The organism is Neolewinella aurantiaca, assembly GCF_008014675.1.
Taxonomy (GTDB): Bacteria; Bacteroidota; Bacteroidia; order Chitinophagales; family Saprospiraceae; genus Neolewinella; species Neolewinella aurantiaca.
In genome coordinates, this window is the sequence record NZ_VOXD01000020.1 from 1 (window position 1) to 20,086 (window position 20,086).

The following is a 20,086-nucleotide window of genomic DNA, read 5'->3' on the forward strand; positions in this document are numbered from 1 at the left end:
TGAGTACCGGTACGCACCAGCCACAGAATGGCATCAAGTACATCCCGGAGTTGATGTTTTGTCTTGCGGTTGATTGGTAGATAATCTTTAACTTCGTTCCACTGGCTGTCAGTCAACCGAGTCCACTGCTTGGTCATATTTGTAGTGTTTAGCGACTTACAAGATACGACTGACAGCCTTTATATCTAAATTTTCATAATTTTAGACACGCTCTTAATAATATTTCTTATCAAGTACCAGAGAGCAATAACTCGCCATTAGATAAAAGAAAGAAGTATCTGACAGGTCGAATAGATGAACTGGTGAGTGACCTTGATGACATAATGCCAAAAGTACGCCCACTTTTTACTTATATGACAATATTTAGAAGTTTAGGACTTTACTCATTTTATCTGGTCATAGTTACTAGTGGAGTCTTTTTTTCGATTAAACTATCAGTATTTTTAATTGGATTGATTGTTATTGGTTATATGATCAAATTTGGAATCCGCCTATTGAGTTCATCGATTATTAAGAACGCTACGACGAAGTATAGCCAAGTTCTAAAAAAATAATACACACAACACTTAAAGCTCAAAGGCAGCCCTGACGCAGTCGGGCCTGCCGTTGCGCTTTTGGACTAACCCGCCATCCCACGATCCGGCCCTATGGGCATTGAACCAGTTGGAGATGGCAGTCTTGTGGGTGTAGCGGCCGAGGTATTCTGCACGCTTTTCCCAAACCACTTTGGTTCAGGTATATCCTCACCCATGCTGCACCGCCGGCAGGTCCCAGCCCCGGTCGTCTCTGTTTCCGGAGATGTGGTTCAGTGCACTCTGGATGGAAAGGAAATGGCGCTCGGCGCCCATTCGCTCCATCAGTCCGCACTGGTAGAGCTTGTCCCGGACCGGGCCGATCATGCCGCAGAAGTACAACTCAACGCCCTGCTTTTCGAGCATATCCAGAAAACCGGTAAGTACGAAGATGCCGGAAGTGTCGATGTCGTTGATGGTGTGCCCATCCAGAATAACAGCCCTGAGGCTGTTCCCTTTTTCCTGCACTTTGACTTCCATCTGATCCCGGAAATATTCGGCGTTACCGAAGTAAAGCTCGGCATCGAAACGGACGATCAGAATCCCCGCTTCCGCCTCAGCTCCTTCAAACCGTTGAATATTGCGGAAAGCATTGGTGCCGGGAATCCGGCCCAACTCCGCCAGGTGCGGCCGCGCCGCACGCCAGAACACGAAGAACAACGAAAGCAAGACTCCCCCGGCGATACCGTACTGCAGTCCGGCAAATAAGGTGAAAAAGAAGGTGATCAATAGTGTGGAAAGCTCCTTCGGCGCGAGGTGGTAAAGCCGCTTCATCTCCGCAAGATCGAAAAGGTTTCGGACGGAGAAAATGATGATCGCCGCCAGTACGGATACCGGGAGGTAGTAGAACCAAGGGGTAAGGAAGAGTAATACCGCAAGCAGCAGTACCACCGCAGTAACGTTGCTCAGGGCAGTTTTACCACCGGCACCTTCCACCACCGCAGAACGGCTGAAACTGGCTGATGTAGGAATGGCAAGAAAGAAACTTCCCGCAATTTTGCTGAGGCCTAAGGCCATCAGTTCCCGGTTCGGGCTCACCCGGTAGTAGCCGTGTTTATGAACGAAAGCCTTGCCGATCGACAAGGTTTCCACGAAGCTGATAAGCGCCATTACCAGCGCCACGGGGGCCAACTGGCGCAGGGTGGCAGCATCTACGCCGGGGAGGGTAAACTGAGGGAGGCCCGGAGGGATATCTTCCAACGTCTTTACACCCCATCCTTTGCCCATAAAGCTGACCAGCAGAGTAGCAAGGATGAGCAGAACCAACATAACGGGGAATTTGGCCGGTAGCCACCGTTTTGCCGCAAAGAGCAACAGCAGTGTACCCAGGCCAAGCATTGCGGAAGGAAGGTGAAATTCAGACAGTCCATCCCAGAGCGAAAGCACGGTTTGGTGAAGGTACCCGCCACCCGCTGTTTCTATTCCCAGTAAAGTATCTACCTGGCTGACAATGATGAGTACCGCTGCGGCAGAGACGAATCCCGAAAGCACCGGTCGGCTGAGTAAACTGACAATCCCGCCCAGCCTAAGCAAACCGAAGGCAAGTTGAAGTACACCCGTTAGCCCGGCCAGAACAATGACGTAGCCGAGGTACTCCGCCGTAAATGGTTCGGCAATGCCACTAATCCCGTTCAGGCACAACAAAGAAGCCAGAGCTGTAGGGCCAACACTGACGTGCGGAGTCGTGGCGAGCAAGGCGTAGACGAGCATCGGAACCAGCGCAGCATATAAACCATAAACAGGGTCAACGCCCGCCAGAAGACCGTAGGCCATCGCCTGCGGAATGAGCAAAATCCCCAGAGTAAGACCAGCGGTAAGGTCCGGCAACAGTCCGGTTTTGACATAATTTGGAGGGGAGGCGAACCACATAGAATCAATGTCCGGGGCAAAGCACAATCGGCCTGCTCTGATGAGTAATGTGCCAGGCACATCTTTAATTAAGTCGTAAGCAGGGAGAAGATACTGCTGATGCCAGACTATTCCGCTTCGAGCGCTAAAATATCAGCCACCTTGTCTTGTACATTCACCACTTTGTCGTAGCCACGCGACTTCAGTAAGCTCGTGGCGATGGTTGACCGGTAGCCACTTCCGCAGTGAATGTAAACGGTTTTGTCTTTGCTTATTTCATCCATCCGTGCGTTGAATTCGGAGAGGGGAAGATTAACGGCGGTGCTGAGGTGTCCATTGGCAAATTCTGTCGGTTTGCGGGCATCAATGATGCTTTTGGCTGCTCCGAAGGAAAGGGCATCGCCAAAGGTGTCGGCCTTGATCGTTGCGATGCTGTCTACTTCGCCGCCGTAAGCTTTCCACGCAGTAATGCCGCCATCGAGGTAGCCCAGTGTATTGTCGTATCCCACCCGACTGAGGCGTTCCACAGCTTCGGCTTCGCGACCAGCATCGGTGACCAGGAGGATGGGCTGACTAAGGTCAGGGATCATTTCTCCCGCCCAGGGAGCGAAGCTCCCGTCGAGACCGATGAAAATACTGTTCGGGACAAAACCCGCAACGAAGTCCTCCTTGCTGCGTACGTCCAGAATCAGCGGGCGTTCGGCGTTGGCGACCCGCTCAAAATCGGCAGGTGACAGGGCAACGTTGCCGGTTTTCATCACTTGGGTAAAAGATTCGTAGCCTTCTTTATTCATCCGCACATTCTCTCCGAAGTAGGCCGGGGGCGGCAGCAGGCCTTCGGTGACCTCCTGGATGAATTCTTCGCGCGTCATGTCGGCGCGCAGGGCGTAGTTGGTTTCCTTTTGGTTGCCAAGGGTGTCCTGTGTTTCGCTGCTCATCTTTTTGCCGCAGGCAGAGCCTGCGCCGTGGGCCGGGTAAACGATAACGTCGTTAGGGAGTACCATGATTTTGCGGCGCAAACTTTCGTAGAGAAGCCCGGCAAGGTCTTCCATTGTCAGGGCTCCTTTCTTCTGGGCAAGGTCTGGCCGGCCAACATCGCCGATGAAAAGCGTGTCGCCGGAGAAAATAGCCTCCGGTGTTCCCTTTTCATCGAGCAAAAGGTAGGTCGTACTCTCCAGCGTATGCCCGGGAGTGTGCAAAGCACGGATAGTGAGTTTACCTACTTTGAATTCCTCGCCGTCGGTGGCCTCGTATTTCTCGTAACCGGTCTTAGCGCCTGGTCCGTAAACGATGGTAGCTCCGGTTTTTTCCGCAAGATCCAGGTGCCCGCTGACGAAGTCGGCGTGAAAGTGGGTCTCAAAGATGTACTTGATGGTCGCTCCGTCTTTAGCAGCTCGTTCCAGGTAAGGAGCCGGGCTGCGCAGAGGGTCTACGATAGCAGCCTCTCCGTCACTTTCAATGTAATAAGCGCCCTGGGCAAGGCATCCGGTATAAATTTGGTCGATGGTCATACAGCGAAGGTAGTGTTATATGATGGTTTGTTCATGTAACGTCGTTGGTAGCGACTGAGTTGAGGCTCTGGCGCATCACTGGATGGTGCTGAAGAAAGTGCATTCTTCGGGTCTGAAGAGAGAACCGCAAGAGGAGACCGTAACTGTACGATAATTCATTAACCGGTTTTACTTATACCAGTCCAGTACTCGCACTTCGATGCTTTTATCGCCTTCGTTTACCATCGCAGCGAATTTTTCGGTATCCATGAAAGTACCGTCTTTATTACGGTAATGGAAAGGGTATACGACGCGAGGCTTGAAGTCGAGCACAGCATCGGCAGCATCCGCCATAGTCATGGTGTAGGGGAGGTTCATACAGACGAACGCAAAGTCGATGTCGTTCAGCGCTCTCATTTCTTTGATCGGGCCGGTATCTCCGCTGAAGTAGTAGCGTTCGTTGCCGAGTTCGATAACGTAACCATTGAAGTCGCCCGGAGGGTGTGGTGCTGATTCTGATTCAGGAAGGTTGTAAGCTGCGAGGGCGTTGATGTTGATATCACCGCGCGCAGCATCGTCTCCGTTGGCGAGGGTGGTTATTTTTGCGAAGCCGAATTCTTCAGCTTGTGAGGTGACGGCCTCGGGGCCAAAGAGCTCCGCTTTGCTCAGGTCGAGTGCAGAAAGAACCTCTTTATTGAAGTGATCGCCGTGGGTATGGGTGATCAGAACCATATCCGGAGCCGGGAAACCATCGAACTTCCCGGGCTTGTCGTACGGGTCGATGAAGATGGTTTTGCCACCGTACTCCAGTACTACAGCGGAGTGGAAAACAGGCGTCATTTTTACCGCCGATTGTTCGGCGGGTTTAGTCATCGGCTCTTTAGCTTCCGTATCCGGAGCTTCAGCGGTCGAAGAAGGGGCTGGCTCTCCACAGGAAAAAAAGGCAAGGGCCAGGAGAAGTAGCAAAAGGTTGCGCATAACTTGTTGGTTTGGTATTGCTGTAACCCGGTGGCTCCCTTCTGGTTCGGACCGGAAAGTTGGGATCGTGTATTTGCAGTGTATCAGCACCCGTTAACATATACCTAAGTCAAATTGGTTGGGTATATCTTCTGCCTCCTGGGGCTCGGTTTTGGCCGAAAGACACGACTCAGCAGCTGCAACAATGTCAAAAAAAAACTTCATTTTGCACCTGCGTGCGCGCCAGAAGTGTTGCTTTGAGAATAGGAGACCAACGAACCAACAAGCAGTAGCCCCCAAAAGACCAACGATCCAACAAACCAATCCCCCCTTTACGGCACCTCCACCACATTCAGGACCCGTGCAATAATATCCTCCTGCCGAATGTTCTCGGCTTCGGCTTCGTACGAAAGGCCGATCCGGTGGCGAAGCACGTCTTCGCAGACGGCGCGGACGTCTTCCGGCGTCACGTAACCACGGCGCTCCAGGAAGGCATTGGCCTTTGCCGCCAGGGCGAGGTTGATGCTTGCACGCGGGCTGCCGCCAAAGGTGATGAGCGGTTTTAGATCGGTCAGGCGGTAGGCTTCGGGTTCGCGGGTGGCGAAGACGATGTCGATGATGTAGCGCTCAATTTTATCGTCCATATAAATCTTACGGACGCTGTCGCGGGCTTTCAGGATCTCGGCGGTGGTCGCTACCGGGGTCACTTTTTCGAAGCCTTTGGCCAGGTTGCGGCGCATGATTTCGCGCTCGTCTTCCCGGGTGGGGTAGCCGATGGTGCACTTGAGCATGAAACGGTCGGTCTGCGCCTCGGGCAGGGGATAAGTGCCTTCCTGCTCGATGGGGTTCTGGGTGGCGAGAACGAGGAAGGGCTCTTCCAGTTTAAAGGTCTCGTCACCAATAGTAACCTGCCGTTCCTGCATCGCTTCCAAAAGCGCCGACTGCACTTTGGCGGGCGCACGGTTGATCTCATCCGCCAACACGAAGTTTGCGAAAACGGGCCCTTTACGCACGGTGAAATCGTTGACGCTCTGATTGTAGATCATCGTACCAACGATGTCGGCCGGCAGCAGGTCGGGCGTGAACTGGATGCGACTGAAGTCGGCCGAAATCGTTTTGGCCAGCGTATTGATCGCCAGCGTCTTCGCCAATCCGGGCAAGCCTTCCAGCAAAATGTGTCCACGGCTCAGCAGGCCCAGCAGCAAGCGGTCGATCATGTACTGCTGCCCCACAATCACCTTCGCGGTTTCCTTGCGGATGCGGTCCACTACTTCGCTGTCAATTCTTATCTGTTCGTTCAGGGCTTCAATGTCGATGCTGGCCATGGGCGGGGTTGTTAGTCTTTAGTTAGTTGGGGGCCGCTAAGATAGGAAAGCTGTTTGGAAGTCCACTGCCTTGCAACCAATTGCCTGATTGATTGTATGACTGCTGAACATTTTCGGGCGCGGACGCAGGTGCCAAAGCGGGTTTCCTGAAGAAGGGACTAAGCACTTCTTTTTAAAAGCCCCGGCGCGAGGCCGGGCAAAAAATGTTCTCTAAGATTCCTATTCCCGTCAAAACACGCGCTTACAACGATCAAAAAAGAGCAAAAGCCCTCCGAATTTACGACTTTTGCGGCCAGTAAAAAATCTATCATGAGTCAACCGACCTTCCACTCCCTGACGATCAGTTCCATTCAGCCGGAAACGGACAAGGCGATCACCGTCTCGTTTAAGCCCGCTGCCGCCGACGCCGGACACTTCAAATTTCTCGCGGGCCAGTACCTGACGCTGAAGTTTGTGGTCCACGGTAAGGAAGAGCGCCGTGCCTACAGCATGTGCTCCGCACCGCAGGACGATGAGATCGCAGTAACGGTAAAGCGCGTGAAAGGAGGGGTGGTAAGTAACCACATCGCCGACAACCTCAAAGTAGGAGATGTGGTCGAAGTTATGCCCCCGCAGGGCCGCTTCCTCGTGAAACCCGATCCCGCTGCCCGGCGTGATTACTACCTCTTTGGCGCGGGTAGCGGAATTACACCGCTGATGTCGATCATCCGCACTTTGCTCGAAGAAGAACCAAAATCCCGCATCCACCTGCTCTACGGCAACCGCGACGAAAAAAATATCATCTTCGAAGAGCAACTGAACGAATTGGCCCGGCGTCACGAAGGTCAGTTCTTTGTACAGCATACCTTATCGCGCCCCGTTAAGCACAAGGCTGGCGGCCTGAGAGGGCTGTTCGGTGGTGGGAAAACCACCTGGCAGGGAGCTAAAGGCCGGGTCGATATCGCTGCTGTGCAGCGCTTCATTCAGGATAATCCCGGTGCTGTTGACGACAAGAACTATTACATCTGCGGTCCTGGTGAGATGATCGATAATGTGGAACAGGCACTACTGGGCCTCGGTATGAAGAAGGCGGATATTCACTCTGAGCGCTTCCTCTCTGCCAACGCTGCCCAGAAAAAAGCTGCTGCAGATACACCGGTTGCCGGTGGTAAGGTTGTAGCGAAGATAAGTGGCAAGGAAGTCACGGTTGATCTGAAACCAGGCCAGACCATTCTCGACGGCCTGCTGGAATCGGGAGCAACTCCTGCTTACAGCTGCCTGGCGGGAGCCTGTAGTACCTGCATGGCAAAGGTGACAAAGGGAGGAGTTAAAATGGAGGTTTGCTTCGCACTCGACGATGATGAAATCGCCGACGGCTACATCCTCGCCTGTCAGGCTCACCCCACTACCGAGGAAGTTTACGTCGAATTCGAGAGCTAATAAGACCGTTGGTGCGAAATTATGGCTACTGAATAACCTCTCGTTATGTCCGGAAACCGGACATAAATGCTAACTTTAATACTACTCTAACTCGCTAAGGGACAACTTAGAACTGAGGTAATACGTAATTAAAATGACCCCGAAAGATGACATTAGTCTCCCGACGGCGTCTAAAGAGTAGCCAGAAGTCATTCCATGCCAAATCTCAACCACACGATATCGCTGATTTTTCTGATTTTTATGACGTGTTCTGGGCTCGGAGCACAGGTAATGATCAGCCAGCAAGGGCTGGAGGCCCCACAGGAAAAAGACCCTGTACTACGTGCCGACGGACAGGTGTTGTTCTTTACCCGCCCGAACTTCGAAAATAATAAGGGAACGGATAATGCGGCAGATATCTGGATCACGAACCGTAATGCTGACGGAAGCTGGGGCCGGGCCCTCAACCCGGGCTCTCCGATAAATTCGTTCGCCCATGATCGTGCTCTGGCTATCAGCCCCGATGGCAACCGCCTGGCTGTGCTTCGGACGGGAGCAGTAAGTTATATCGATTTGCTTGAAACCAGCGGGCGTAACTGGAGGGTGCTGGATACCTGGACCCTTCCTGATGATGTCGCTCCCCGCTATGACCTTACTTTTGACCCTAACGGCCAGCAACTGATCTACAGCGCATATGATCAGGGCAACCTCAATCTCTTTCGCAGAGAAGCTCTGCCAAATGGCCTGTGGGCCAGCCCCGAAGCAATCAAGGAACTGAACGGCCCGGGAAACGAAACGGGCCCGAATCTTGCCGCCGATGGCCGGACGCTGTACTTTCAGCGTGATGGAAACCGGTGGTTCAACCAGACATCGCCGGGCGGGCAGCCCCGGCCCGTAGCCATACCGGGAAGCGTCACCCAGTTTTCTCCTGCTCTGAACGGCCGTCAGATTATAGCCGTCGTCAAAGTGGGTTCTGCCGGTGATCATCTTCAGCTTTTATCTGCCGAGGCCGCTGACCTGCCCCCGGCAGGTGAGGTCGTTCTCGGGCAACTTCACGCGCCGCCTCCACTGGGCGAAGACCTGAGCCGTATTACCCTGAATACCGGAGAATCACTAAGCGTTCGCCCCGACATCCTCCAGCGTTATGCTGTGTTTCTGAGAACTGACGAAAGCCTCGTTGGCGCTGCTGCCGGAGGACAAACCTCTACGGGGGAGTTGGCGACGACCCAGGGTGTTCGCTCTCCTGCTTCCGACCGGAGCCGTATCGAGGCGGGCATCGCCCGCCGTCAGCGGGAACTGGATCGTCTCGATCGTGATCGCAGAAAGTTCGACCTCGTAGCTCCGAAAACGGAGGATCCGGAACTGGCGGCCTTGCGGAGCCAGTACCGGGAGGTTAGCGGAGATACCCTGCCACCGGCAACAACCGCTAAAGGAACCGATACCCGCTACGCTGCGGAGTTGAGCGAGCTGGAACGCATGAAGGCCAAATTCCGTCGCCAGCAAAACGAGAAACTGGAACAGCGCAACAGAGGAAGTCACAACTGGTCGGCGAAAGGAACAACACCTCAACCAGCCACTGCTGCTCCGGAGGTTCCCTCCATTGGCGATAGTTACCGCCCAATCGACCCCGCTGGGGTCGCAGCGGCGCGCGAACGGGCTTATCAGGACAGCTTACGGCTTGCCGCCGAAATACGGGCTGGCCTGCAGCGCGACAAGAGCCCCCGCGTCTACGAACGGGATACCTGGGAAAACGAAGTCCGGCAGGGCTTACCCCGCAAGGAGCCTCTTTCCCCCGCAGAAGTAACACGACTGGACGCTGACTATCAGCGCAAACTCTCGGAACTCGAAGCGCTACGCGCTGAGTTGCACCGGCTGGATGGTACAACGCCCACCAATACGCAACCTGCGGTTTCTGCTCCTCCGACGGGACAGCGCTGGTCCGCTAAGGGAGACCCGTACAACCGCACTGCCACTCCTCAGTCTTACGGACAACCATCGGCAGGAACAACGAGCCAACGTACAGCGCCGAATCAGTACAGTGCTGCCGCGTCAGGCAGCTATAACTCCGGAGCTGCCACCACCAAACCCGGAGGAGCGCCAATGCCGGCTGGTATCAGCTTTATCCCTAATACCGCCTATCCGGATAGCCGCGGCTATACAGGGCTTGATCAGTTAATGGGGCTTATTCAGCAGTCGACCTCGGTACTCGAGATACGCGTACATACGCCACTCGACCTCGATCCGCGGGCCGCTCAACTCCTGAGCGAAGAGCGGGCGACGACCATCCGGAATTTTCTGAACAGTAAAGGAATCCCCGCCGCCAACTATAAAGTAATCGGTTTCGGTAACAACATTACCGGGCAGCAGGGAGAGCGAGTCGAAGTCGTTCGGTAATCAGCAATGTCCGCCTGCTTTAAAGCTCAACAATTTTACCCGAAGGGGTGAGCTGAAAGCGCCGTGCCGTGCTGGAGCTGGCTTTGTATTCGTATTCGCCATCTGCGTTCGCCTGGCCACTGACCTGGTATATCATCAGGCTTTCGTTAAGGACCGCCTGGGTCTGGGTGACCTCTTCACCATCGTAGCTCACGCCGGCAATAACCTTACGATCAATCAACTCCTGAGTCTTAAGATTGAATGTAGCCAGGGTGTAATGGTACTGAAGCAAGTCTGCCCGCCAGTAGACGATCCCCGCATATTCTTTGTTTTCAGGCAGTCGTAAGCAGGCTACAAACTCAGTCAGTTCATCCGCCATTCCCGGTTCGATCGGGAGCAAAAACTCAGCAATCAGCGCAGGAGGTAGCGGTGGGGTTTCCCGGCTGATGGTACGGACGGTATCCTCGCTGAAGGTTAAAGGCAATTCAATATCAGGGAATTGTTCCAGAAAATAGTTGAAAGTTGGCTGAGACATTACTTTATTGGTTTAGGAGAGAACGCTTAAGCAGAGAAAAGGATATATGTTTTCCTCCCGATCGGTTGTTCTTTAGAAACGTCGGGCCGGAAAGTTGAAATCTTCTCAGGATCGGTCATTCGCTTATCTTTACCCTCCAGCTATTTTCAATGTCAACTGTTTATGCTCCACAAAGCCCGCTTCGTCGCTTACGTCAATTTGGTTATCTTCTTCCTGTTGATCATGTTTACCCTCGCTCCGGGAATTTTGCCCACTTTCGTGGGGAATTCATCCGTGAGTATGTTCAGTGGTCTTTTCTTGTTGGTGATGTTGGTGTGGGGAACAATCAATGCCTTCCGGTTTTTCCGGAAGCCGGAACTGAGCGGATGGGATAAGCTTTTTCTGCTGCTGGCACCGGTTAACCTCACCTACCTGCTGGTCGTTTTCGGAGTACTGTATTCGATGTCGTACTGAAAACGTCCGGTGCAATTCCGACCGGATAGCCGTAACGAAGAACGCCTCCGATCAAGCAAACCGAAGGCGTTCTCTGTAGATTTAACTCAGCACTTCTCCGAAGCGGGAAGCAGAGTAAAGTCGGGAGGATTACTATACCGCAAAACTTTCTCCACACCCGCACTCACGGCTGGCGTTGGGGTTGTTGAACGCGAAACCGTTACCATTCAAACCTCCGTTGAACTCCAGGGTAGAGTTGCAGAGGTAAAGGAAAGATTTCAGGTCGCAAACAACAGTTTCTCCGTTGTCTTCGAAAACCTGGTCTTTTTCCTTCAACTCATTGTCGAAGTCAAGTTGGTAAGACAGGCCGGAACAGCCACCACTGGTAATAGTGGCGCGCAGGAAGTAATCCGGCGTGAAGCCTTTTGCTTCACGAATGTTGGCTAATCTTTGTTTAGCGCTGTCAGCAACGTAGAGCATAGTATTATCGTCTTGTGGTTGGGTAATTCCTGCGAGCCGATAGTCTGCGACCGTCGACTTGCAGGAATACACGACCAGTGATTAGTGTGCTTCGAGTACCGCTGTAACTTCCAGGCCGTTCTTTTCCTGGTAGTCCTTGATGGCGCTTTTAATGGCGTCTTCAGCAAGTACAGAGCAGTGAATTTTTACGGGGGGAAGAGCGAGTTCCTCAACGATGGCCATGTTGTCGATAGCTAATGCTTCGTCAACACTTTTGCCCTTGAGCCACTCAGTAGCGAGGCTTGAACTGGCGATTGCAGAACCACAACCGAAGGTCTTGAACTTGGCGTCCGTGATCTTCTGTGTTTCGGGGTCTACCTGGATCTGGAGACGCATTACGTCGCCACACTCAGGAGCACCAACGAGACCGGTTCCTACACCAGCATTAGCTTTGTCAAGGGTACCGACGTTACGAGGGTTCTTGAAGTGATCGAGGAGTTTTTCGCTGTAAGCCATGGCTTTGTATTTTTCTTAGTTGTGATTTGTTAGTTTGATAACACCTTGAGGGTTAAGGTGGTTGCAAGCTGTATTAATGCTCAGACCATTCGATGGCGTCGATGTCCACACCTTCCTTGTACATTTCCCAGATGGGGCTGAGTTCACGCATGTGGTTAACTCCCTCTGCGACCTGCTTGATGGTCTCGTCAATGTCTTCTTCTGTCGTGAACCGACCAAGAGAGAAACGGAGGCTGGAGTGAGCAAGGTCATCACCAAGGCCAAGGGCTACCAGTACGTAGCTGGGCTCGAGGCTGGCCGAGGTACAGGCAGATCCGGAACTCAGGGCGATGTTCTGGTTGAAGGTCATCATCAGTCCTTCACCTTCAACGTGCTTGAAGCTGATGTTGGTAACGTGTGGCATCCGGTGCTCCTGGCTACCATTGACGTAAGATTCTTCGAGAACGTCCATCAGACCTTTCTGCAACTTGTCGCGCAGTTTGCTCAGGCGGGCGGCATCTTCGTGCATTTCCTCTTTAGCGATGGCTGCGGCCTTGCCGAAGCCAACAATACCGGGAACGTTAAGCGTACCTGAACGCATGCCGCGTTCGTGTCCGCCACCGTCCATCTGGCTGGTAACCTTTACCCGTGGGTTCTTGCGGTTCACAAACAGTGCACCAACACCTTTGGGGCCGTACATCTTGTGGCTCGTGAAGGCCATCAGGTGAACACCGGTTGCTTTGGGGTCTACCGGAATCTTACCTACCGCCTGGGTAGCATCGGACATGAAGAGTACACCGTGCTTCGCACAGATTTCACCAATCTCTTTCATCGGCTGAATTACGCCGGTCTCGTTGTTGGCCCACATGATGGAAACGAGGATCGTCTTATCGGTGATGGCCGCCTCAAGTGCTTCGAGGCTGATGAGTCCTTCGCTGTCAACTTCGAGGTAAGTAACCTCTCCGCCCTTCTTTTCTACCTTCTTACAAGCATCGAGTACAGCTTTGTGCTCGGTGGTTGCAGTGATGATGTGATTGCCTTTGCGGGCGTACATCTCGAAAACACCTTTGATGGCCAGGTTGTCGGATTCAGTAGCACCAGAGGTGAAAATGATCTCACGGGGGTCAACGTTGATGAGGTCCGCAATCTGCTCACGAGCAGTATCCACGGCGCCTTCAGCGACCCAACCCGCAGGGTGGTTACGGCTGGCGGCGTTGCCGGGGTTCTCGTAGAAATATGGGATCATCGTCTCTACAACCCGGGGGTCCGTTGGTGTAGTAGCGTTGTTGTCGAGGTAAATGAGGCGTTGGCTCATGCTTGGATATATTTTCGTCTTACTTTAAGAGGCGCAAAGATAACACTTCGGTGTCGCTTTAGTTTTCGTCTAAACAACTGAGTTCGTGAGTAGCTGAACCACATACCGGAACAGCAAGAAGGGGATACACCCGGTAAGAAGAATAACTAAAGGACTAAAACGGCAGACACGAGCCGTAATGCTCTTGCTCCCCGGTATTTCTATTTACTGTTTTATGACCGTGTGGGGAACATCCGCCAGGTTCCAGTCGATCACCAGCCCGCCCGCCAGAGAGCGGGCAATGCTGTCTCCGTAAAGGTGCTCGGCCAGGTAAAGGGCCGCTTCAAATGATTTGGCTCCGCCAGCACTAGTGATGTACTTGCCGTCGTGTACGAACAGCACATCTTTACGGACGTCGAGGTGGGGGAACTTTGCGCGCATAGCATCGATGTCGCTGGGGAAAGTGGTGCTCACTCTACCGTCCAGAAGCCCGGCGGCAGCCAGTACGAAAGCCCCGTCGCAATGGCTGGTCACAAACTGTGCCTGCTTATCCGTCTGCCGGACGAAGTCAAGAAGTTCTTCGTTTTCCAAATCGGTGTCGAGGTGATGCTCGGCGCTGGGAACTACCAGTATGTCAATTCGGGGCAGGCTGTCCGTCAGGTATGCCACGTCAGGGAGAATTCGTAAACCCTCGAAAGTAGTAACTACGTCATGAGTGGCAGCAACCGTAAATGTCCGCATCGGACGAATACCATCACGAAAAATAGTGTGCTGGAAGATGTCATAAGGGGCCGTAAGTTCCGTGTTGTAGACGCCATCCATAATCAGTAGGGCAACGTTGTACACTTTTTCGTCCGGATCACTCAACTCCGAAGCAATACCCACCGGGGGTAACGCCGCGTGCTGTTTTTCTTCGGCCGGTTCTCCTGATCCGCAAGCTGTAATAAATAAAAAGGTAAGGAGTATAGTGTAGCGCATACCGCAAAGGTCGGGTAAAAAGCGGGCTTTGCCGTTCAACCGTTCATTGTACCTGCGCCAGCGCCCGGTAAATACTCACCCGGAACTAACAGGGCGCGAACGCAGGTGCAGGCAAGGTCGAAATGCTGTGTTTTAAAGTTTGAATAAAGTAAATTTTTTAAATAAAATGTTTTGTGTTTTAACATCGTATAGCTTAACTTTGGTGACACATAAAACACACCCATTATGACTACCCAGCAAGTTGCCGACCGTTTGGTCGAATTGTGCCGCAGCGGCCAGTTCGATCAGTGTTACCACGAATTGTTTGCCCCCGATGCTGACGCTTACGAGATGCCCGGTTTCCCTATGAATGCTCACACCAAAGGCGTTGAAGCCCTGCTCGCAAAGTCAAAAAGCTTTGCCGAGCAAACCGTGGAAATGCACGGCTTCTCTGTCTCCGATCCTCTCGTACAGGGAAATACCTTTGCCGTTGGCATGACGATCGACCGGACGGACAAAGAGCGGGGGCGCAGCAAAGAAGAAGAAATCTGCGCCTATGTCGTGAAAGACGGCAAAATCACCAGCGAGCATTTCATCTACGCGATGTAACGTAACCGTTCCGTGATAAAAGAGAATGGCCCGGACTGCAAAGTCCGGGCCATTCTCTTTTATCACTTTTTGGTGTCTGGGTTTTAACGCAACACCGTCACGTCTCCCCGGTAAGTCAGGGTAACATCATCCAGAAACTCTACCTCGATAACGTAGACGAACACCGCCGGGTTAACGGGTTTCCCGTTTTGCCCAGTTCCGTCCCATAGCTGGATTCCATCCAGGCAGTTGGGTTCAAAGCCGTCGTTGGAGTAAACGACACCTCCCCACCGGTCAAATATCTGTACGGAGTTTACCCTCTGTACACCCTGACAGGCGAAGATGCGGAAGTCTTCGTTTCGGCCGTCACGGTTAGGGCTGAATACGTTCGGGATGTAGACATTCCGGTTGGCGTCTACTTCGACGAAAATGTCTGCGAAGGCCTGGCAACCATTAGCGTTGGTGGCGAAGAAACGGTAGTCACGGCTTTCAAGCGGATAGATTAGTGGGCTGCGGACCGTATCGGAACTCAGGAACTCACCCGGTGTCCAGAGGTAATCGTACACATCACCAGCGGGGCTGATGAGCGGGTTAAGACGCGTGAGACTGTCTCCCAGCTCAATCACAATTTCGTCCTGCAGGTCGATCAGGATCTGAGGGGGCTGGTTAACGCTGAAGGTTTGTTCTGCGGAGCAGCCGACACTGTCGAAAACGGTCACTACCACTTCGCCGGCAAAGGCTGTTCCCGTTAAGCCTACGGGCACCCGGAAACCGTCGTTGTTAACGGAGAAGGTGAAATCATCGATGCTGTTGGATGTGCCTCCAAAAGCAGTGTCGATCAGTACCGGAGTGGTTTCCCCGAAACATAAAGGCTCTTCGATGGGTAATACCGTGAAAATGATAGCTTCGGGCTCACCGATAATGTAGGTGAGGCTGTCCTGACAGCCTTCCACGTCGGTTACCGTCACGCTGTAAGCGCCGGGAGAGAGGTCACTCGCTACAAATTCATCAGGACCAGCTACGTTGCCCGACCAGCTGTAAGGGTTTACTGCCAGGTCGTTATTGTTGACGCTACTCACAAAAACGCTGATCTGGCCGTTCATATCTCCTGCACAGCGTACTGTCTCCGTGGTGGTCACGGGATCTACGGAAAGAGTGAGTGGGTCAGGTTGGGCGATGCTGAAGGTCTGAACTCCGGGAGAACATCCGTTGGCATCCATTACGTCTACCGTGTAGGCGGTGCCCGCAGCGAGGCCGTCAACCATGTTGTCGGTATCGGTGGATACCGACCAGTCATATGTGTAGCCCGGCGTACCGCCCGTAACGTTCAGGGTTGCGGCGCCATCGGTAAGGCCATTACAGCTTACGGCATCGGTCAGTAATTCAACTTCAAATTCATCGGGGCTGCGGATGGTGTCAGTGAACGATTCGGTACACACCAGATCGGTAACCCGAACGGTAACTGGCCCGCGGGGCAGGCCGGTTTCTGTCGCCATCGTGGTCTGGAAGGCCGCGGTACCGCTGGTGAAGAGGAAGTCGAAATCACCCGTTGTACCGTCCTCGTACATCGCGGTAAAGGTGGCCGTTCCGTCCATAATCATATCGTCAGGGCAGCTTACGGGGGTAAGGTCCCACTGTCCGGTAATCCGTGGTGGATCAACGAGGGTAAAGGTTGTATCAAAAGGAGGCTGACAGCCATTACCGTCGGTAATGGTTACGGTGTAGGTCCCGGCGGTTAAGTTGGTGAAGGCTGGGTTGGTGGTTGGCGCTCCGAAAGGATCGGTAGACCAAACGTAATTGTAGGTGCCATCGGCGTTGGCTGTGCCTCCGCCGGGGGTGAGGAAGATGCTGCCGTTGGCGTCATCCGGACATTGGGGGTTGTTGACGGTGAAGGCATCGAGGAAAACTTCCCCGGGGCTGACTACACTTCCGATGGCCTGCGCGATACAACTGTTGGAGGTGATCACTTCCACTACGTAGTCTCCCACGGGCAGGTTGTTCTGGGTAGACAAGCCTGAGGCCACGGGAGTACCCAGGGTGCCGTCAGGGTTGAGGTTGTACCAGGTGATGGATGTGATAGTCTCTCCGGTGGGGGGAGTTGCCATCACGGTCAGCATTCCGTCGTTGTCGCCCGGACAGGAGATAAAGCTCGTGTCGATCACGCTCAGTTCTGCGCCGGCCGGAGCATTGATGCGGAAGTCTATCGTATCCATACATCCGTTGGCATCGGTAACGAAAAGGACGTAGTTGGTATCGGCACTCAGGCCGCCAAGTGAATTGCCGGGGGTAATGGTGTCCAGCGGCATATCAAGGCTGTCGTTTACGAAGCGGTACTCGTAGGGCATGGTGCCGCCGGAAACGGAAGCCATTACGGTACCGTCGCTACCGGTAGTACAGGTTTCGTTGGTAATGGTAAGGTTCTCGTCGATCTCTAGCTCAAGAGGCTGGAATACATCGAAAGTATCGATCGCTTCACAACCCAGGGCTGGGTCCTGATCATCGAGTACTACTACATAACGTCCTTCGGCGAGGCCGGTAAATTCGAAAGGAACCGTGTTGTCAACGATGGTTTGGGTAGCAACAACTACCGTTCCGAATTCGTCCAGCAAGGTTACTTCGTAGGGGAGAATCGGGGCGGAACCGGTAGCTGTGCCATTTACGCGGATAACACCGTCGTCGGCGTTGAAACAGGTGATGGAGTCTACTTCGGATACGATGATCAACTCTTTTTGAGCATCGACGACAAAGTTGGCAGTGTCCCGGCATCCACGCGCATCTTCTACGATAACGGCGTATTCGTCGGGGATAAGTGTGTTGCGGGTAGATGTCGTAGCGTCATCGTCAGTCCCTAGTGCTCCGCCCCACATAAAGTCGTAGGGCCCCGTGCCGCCGTCGGCACTGATGGTGATGATACCGTCAGGAGTATTGGTACAGGTCGCACTGCTTACGGCGTCGTCCGGGTTGTCTGGGCGTACCCGGACGTCAGAAGGTTGGTTGAGGTTGCCCCGGTCATCACTCGTGCAGCCATTGGGAGAAGTAACCGTTACGGAATATTGGCCAGAAACAAGCCCCATGCGGACATCGCCGGTTTCCGGGCTGTTTTCCCATACAAATTCGTAGCCGTCAGCTATTGGGTCCGTTATTTCAACGCCGTTGTTGAAAACTGCGGCGCGAACTGAGCCATCGGAAAAGCCATTACAACTCGGGGTCGATTCTACTACTACATTGACGGTAATGGCAAGGCCGGCCTCTACCTCGATTGTGTCAATTACAACGGAGCCATCAGCTGCTTCCACCATTATGGCGTATTCCGCATCCTGAAGGCCGTTGAATTCTGCGGTAGCAGGGTTGCCGGTCCGTGTCTGCGCGCCGCTGAAAAGCGCCTCGGGTACCGGAGCAATACGACGAATAGAGAAAATGTAAGGGTCGTCTCCGCCCAGAGCTTCGGCGATAATGCTGCCGTCGTTGAAGCCATCACAGTTTTCGTTATCTCGGGTAAGGCTAACCAGAAAAGCCTTATCGGTCACCACAATGCTTCCGGAGTTTACGATGAGGTCTCCGTTCTCCGAAGGAGCTCGGGTGTATTCTGCAGCCGGGTCAATGTTGGTCAGGGTACTGCGGTCACCGAGATTTCCGGTGATGGTAAAGCAGGCTGTAAACACAACTTCTCCGGCCGGAATGGTTGCTCCCGTTCCCGTGAAATCGGAATACACAATCTGCACTTCACCCGCTGGCTGAACCGGAGGTCCAGTAAACGCAATTGCCGAAGGCAGGTTGGGGTGGAAGTTGCTGAGGTTGTCGAACTGAAGAACTGCAGGGTCGAAGCCCATTCTGAACTGGAAGCCCGCAATGTCAACAAAGTTTTCGGCGGTAACATCTACACAAACCTGCTGGCCGGGGAGTCCCTGCTCCTGGCCGATGTTGAACACGAGGGGAAGCGGACAACCCATTGGGTGGTCTACGTTTACGTTGCTCACCAGGCTGCAGCCAACGCCGTCGTCGTCGATAGAAATCCGGTAGATGCCCGCAGTAGGAACCTGGTAAGTGATGGGTTCGTTGTGGCGAATCTGGCTGGGAGGTGTAAGTACCACACCCCGCTCGCCGGTAGCAGCGTGTACAATGCTGATATTGTAGCCCGTTCCGCCACGGAGCTCCGGAGCGCCGCCACGAATCTCAAACGTACCGATACAGCCCGACGGCGAAGCGTCGAGGTTAGAAAGGGTGATGGGGTTGAGGTAGGCAACGGTGAAGGCCTGATCGGTGGAAACATTAACGCATGATCCTACGGGGCTTCCTTCGTAGACGGCTTCGCCGGTAGTAGCGTTTACGTCGTCAAACGTGATGGGGGCCAACGTAAGAACCTGAGGTGTAGGCTCGGCCATCGCGTTGGGGAAAAGGCCGGGGATGGTGAACCCTCCCACATTGTCGTTGGCAACGGTAAGGGTGTAGTTGCCGGTTTGGTAGCCCGCTGGAACCGCAATGGCCAGGTCGTCGAATGGGTTGAGGCCGTTGTCTGCCACACACGCGTCATCACGAATGTCGGTGAGGAGGGGACCGGTGACGGAGGGGGCACAGTTGTAGAAAGCGTAGCCCACACCCGGAGTAGTTGCAGTGTTGGGGTCTCCGGTAAGATCTTGTGAGCCACCAACAAGGCTTACGGTGAACTGATCGTCAGCACAAAGGAAAATGGTGTCGGGCCGTGCTGAATAGGGGCGGACATCAGAAGTGGTGAGGTTATCTCCAAAACTGGTGCTTTGCATCATGAAGCCCGAGAACTGATTGATGTCTCCTGCGTCATTGCAGTCCATCTTTTGCCAGGAGGGCCGGAGGTCATCCACTTTAGGCGCCGTAATGCTAACCGGTCGTTGGGCCAGCAGGCCGAGCGGTGCCAGCAGGCAGGCAATGAAACAGACTACAAGAAAAGAACGGAGCGAGGAACCGTGATGCATACCAGGACAAATTCTAAGCGAAACGCCTCATGGGTGAGAGGCAGGGAGACATGTTAACGAAAGGGCTTTTTGGTAGCAACCAAAAAGGACCGCAAAGGTACAACCACTAAGGAACGTAAGGAACAAGGTAGAAAGTGCGGAAAGGACCTGTTAAAAAAAAAGGTCCGTGACGTTGCACCGTCCGGACCTTATATTGTAGCTTTCTAACTACTTTGTAATAACTGGAATCTAGGGCGCTGAGCGCCGTAATAAAAACCTTTCAGGAGGCGGCGAAAAACCAACAATTCGCAGGCCTCAATATAGAACACGCTTTTTGGAAAAACACGAGGGAGAAAGTTGCACCTTTCCCCTTCGGTATGTCAAAGGTAGGGTGGGGTGGGGGGGAGGTCCTACCCCATATTTATGGGGTGGGGC

14 protein-coding genes are annotated in these 20,086 nt (G+C 53.5%); 4 read left to right on the plus strand and 10 right to left on the minus strand.

Going from position 1 to position 20,086, the window contains the following annotated elements; all coding sequences use genetic code 11:
- Positions 1-743: 743 nt before the first annotated feature.
- The 4 genes from FUA23_RS13435 to FUA23_RS13450 all read right to left on the minus strand — a co-directional run bounded on the left by FUA23_RS13435 (position 744) and on the right by FUA23_RS13450 (position 6,192).
- Positions 744-2,441, minus strand: a complete 1,698-nt coding sequence (locus tag FUA23_RS13435) for a SulP family inorganic anion transporter (protein ID WP_147931266.1) — start codon at positions 2,439-2,441, stop codon at positions 744-746.
- A gap of 107 nt (positions 2,442-2,548) precedes the next feature.
- Positions 2,549-3,931, minus strand: coding sequence for an MBL fold metallo-hydrolase (locus tag FUA23_RS13440; RefSeq protein ID WP_147931267.1), 1,383 nt, complete (start codon positions 3,929-3,931; stop codon positions 2,549-2,551).
- A 168-nt stretch (positions 3,932-4,099) separates the two neighbouring features.
- Complete coding sequence (locus tag FUA23_RS13445; protein WP_147931268.1) at positions 4,100-4,888, minus strand: MBL fold metallo-hydrolase; 789 nt, start codon at positions 4,886-4,888, stop codon at positions 4,100-4,102.
- A gap of 311 nt (positions 4,889-5,199) precedes the next feature.
- Positions 5,200-6,192, minus strand: a complete 993-nt coding sequence (locus tag FUA23_RS13450) for an AAA family ATPase (protein ID WP_147931269.1) — start codon at positions 6,190-6,192, stop codon at positions 5,200-5,202.
- Between the two features lie 309 nt (positions 6,193-6,501).
- Between FUA23_RS13450 and FUA23_RS13455 the strand changes: the two genes are divergently transcribed.
- Both FUA23_RS13455 and FUA23_RS13460 read left to right on the plus strand, forming a co-directional pair.
- On the plus strand, positions 6,502-7,611 hold the full coding sequence (locus FUA23_RS13455; RefSeq protein ID WP_147931270.1) for a ferredoxin--NADP reductase: 1,110 nt from the start codon (positions 6,502-6,504) through the stop codon (positions 7,609-7,611).
- A 195-nt stretch (positions 7,612-7,806) separates the two neighbouring features.
- The gene (locus FUA23_RS13460) at positions 7,807-9,984 is read left to right on the plus strand and encodes a PD40 domain-containing protein (protein ID WP_147931271.1); all 2,178 of its coding nucleotides are present in this window, start codon (positions 7,807-7,809) and stop codon (positions 9,982-9,984) included.
- Between the two features lie 19 nt (positions 9,985-10,003).
- Here FUA23_RS13460 and FUA23_RS13465 read toward each other — a convergent pair whose 3' ends face one another.
- Positions 10,004-10,498 (minus strand): hypothetical protein, encoded by a 495-nt coding sequence (locus FUA23_RS13465; RefSeq protein ID WP_147931272.1) that lies wholly within the window; start codon positions 10,496-10,498, stop codon positions 10,004-10,006.
- 162 nt (positions 10,499-10,660) lie between these two features.
- Here FUA23_RS13465 and FUA23_RS13470 point away from each other — a divergent pair, with 162 nt between their 5' ends.
- A complete protein-coding gene (locus FUA23_RS13470) occupies positions 10,661-10,951 on the plus strand; it encodes a hypothetical protein (RefSeq protein WP_147931273.1) in 291 nt (96 codons plus the stop codon).
- A gap of 132 nt (positions 10,952-11,083) precedes the next feature.
- Here the strand turns inward: FUA23_RS13470 and FUA23_RS13475 are convergent, their stop codons facing one another.
- The 4 genes from FUA23_RS13475 to FUA23_RS13490 all read right to left on the minus strand — a co-directional run bounded on the left by FUA23_RS13475 (position 11,084) and on the right by FUA23_RS13490 (position 14,156).
- On the minus strand, positions 11,084-11,410 hold the full coding sequence (locus FUA23_RS13475; protein ID WP_147931345.1) for a HesB/IscA family protein: 327 nt from the start codon (positions 11,408-11,410) through the stop codon (positions 11,084-11,086).
- A gap of 81 nt (positions 11,411-11,491) precedes the next feature.
- Positions 11,492-11,905: a Fe-S cluster assembly scaffold IscU gene (iscU, locus tag FUA23_RS13480; protein ID WP_147931274.1), complete on the minus strand. Its 414-nt coding sequence runs from the start codon at positions 11,903-11,905 to the stop codon at positions 11,492-11,494.
- Positions 11,906-11,978: 73 nt separating this feature from the next.
- A complete protein-coding gene (locus tag FUA23_RS13485) occupies positions 11,979-13,199 on the minus strand; it encodes an IscS subfamily cysteine desulfurase (RefSeq protein ID WP_147931275.1) in 1,221 nt (406 codons plus the stop codon).
- 204 nt (positions 13,200-13,403) lie between these two features.
- A complete protein-coding gene (locus FUA23_RS13490; protein ID WP_147931276.1) occupies positions 13,404-14,156 on the minus strand; it encodes a DJ-1/PfpI family protein in 753 nt (250 codons plus the stop codon).
- A 225-nt stretch (positions 14,157-14,381) separates the two neighbouring features.
- Here FUA23_RS13490 and FUA23_RS13495 point away from each other — a divergent pair, with 225 nt between their 5' ends.
- Positions 14,382-14,744 (plus strand): nuclear transport factor 2 family protein, encoded by a 363-nt coding sequence (locus FUA23_RS13495; RefSeq protein ID WP_147931277.1) that lies wholly within the window; start codon positions 14,382-14,384, stop codon positions 14,742-14,744.
- A gap of 83 nt (positions 14,745-14,827) precedes the next feature.
- Here FUA23_RS13495 and FUA23_RS13500 read toward each other — a convergent pair whose 3' ends face one another.
- Positions 14,828-19,672: a T9SS type B sorting domain-containing protein gene (locus FUA23_RS13500; protein ID WP_147931278.1), complete on the minus strand. Its 4,845-nt coding sequence runs from the start codon at positions 19,670-19,672 to the stop codon at positions 14,828-14,830.
- Positions 19,673-20,086: the final 414 nt, after the last annotated feature.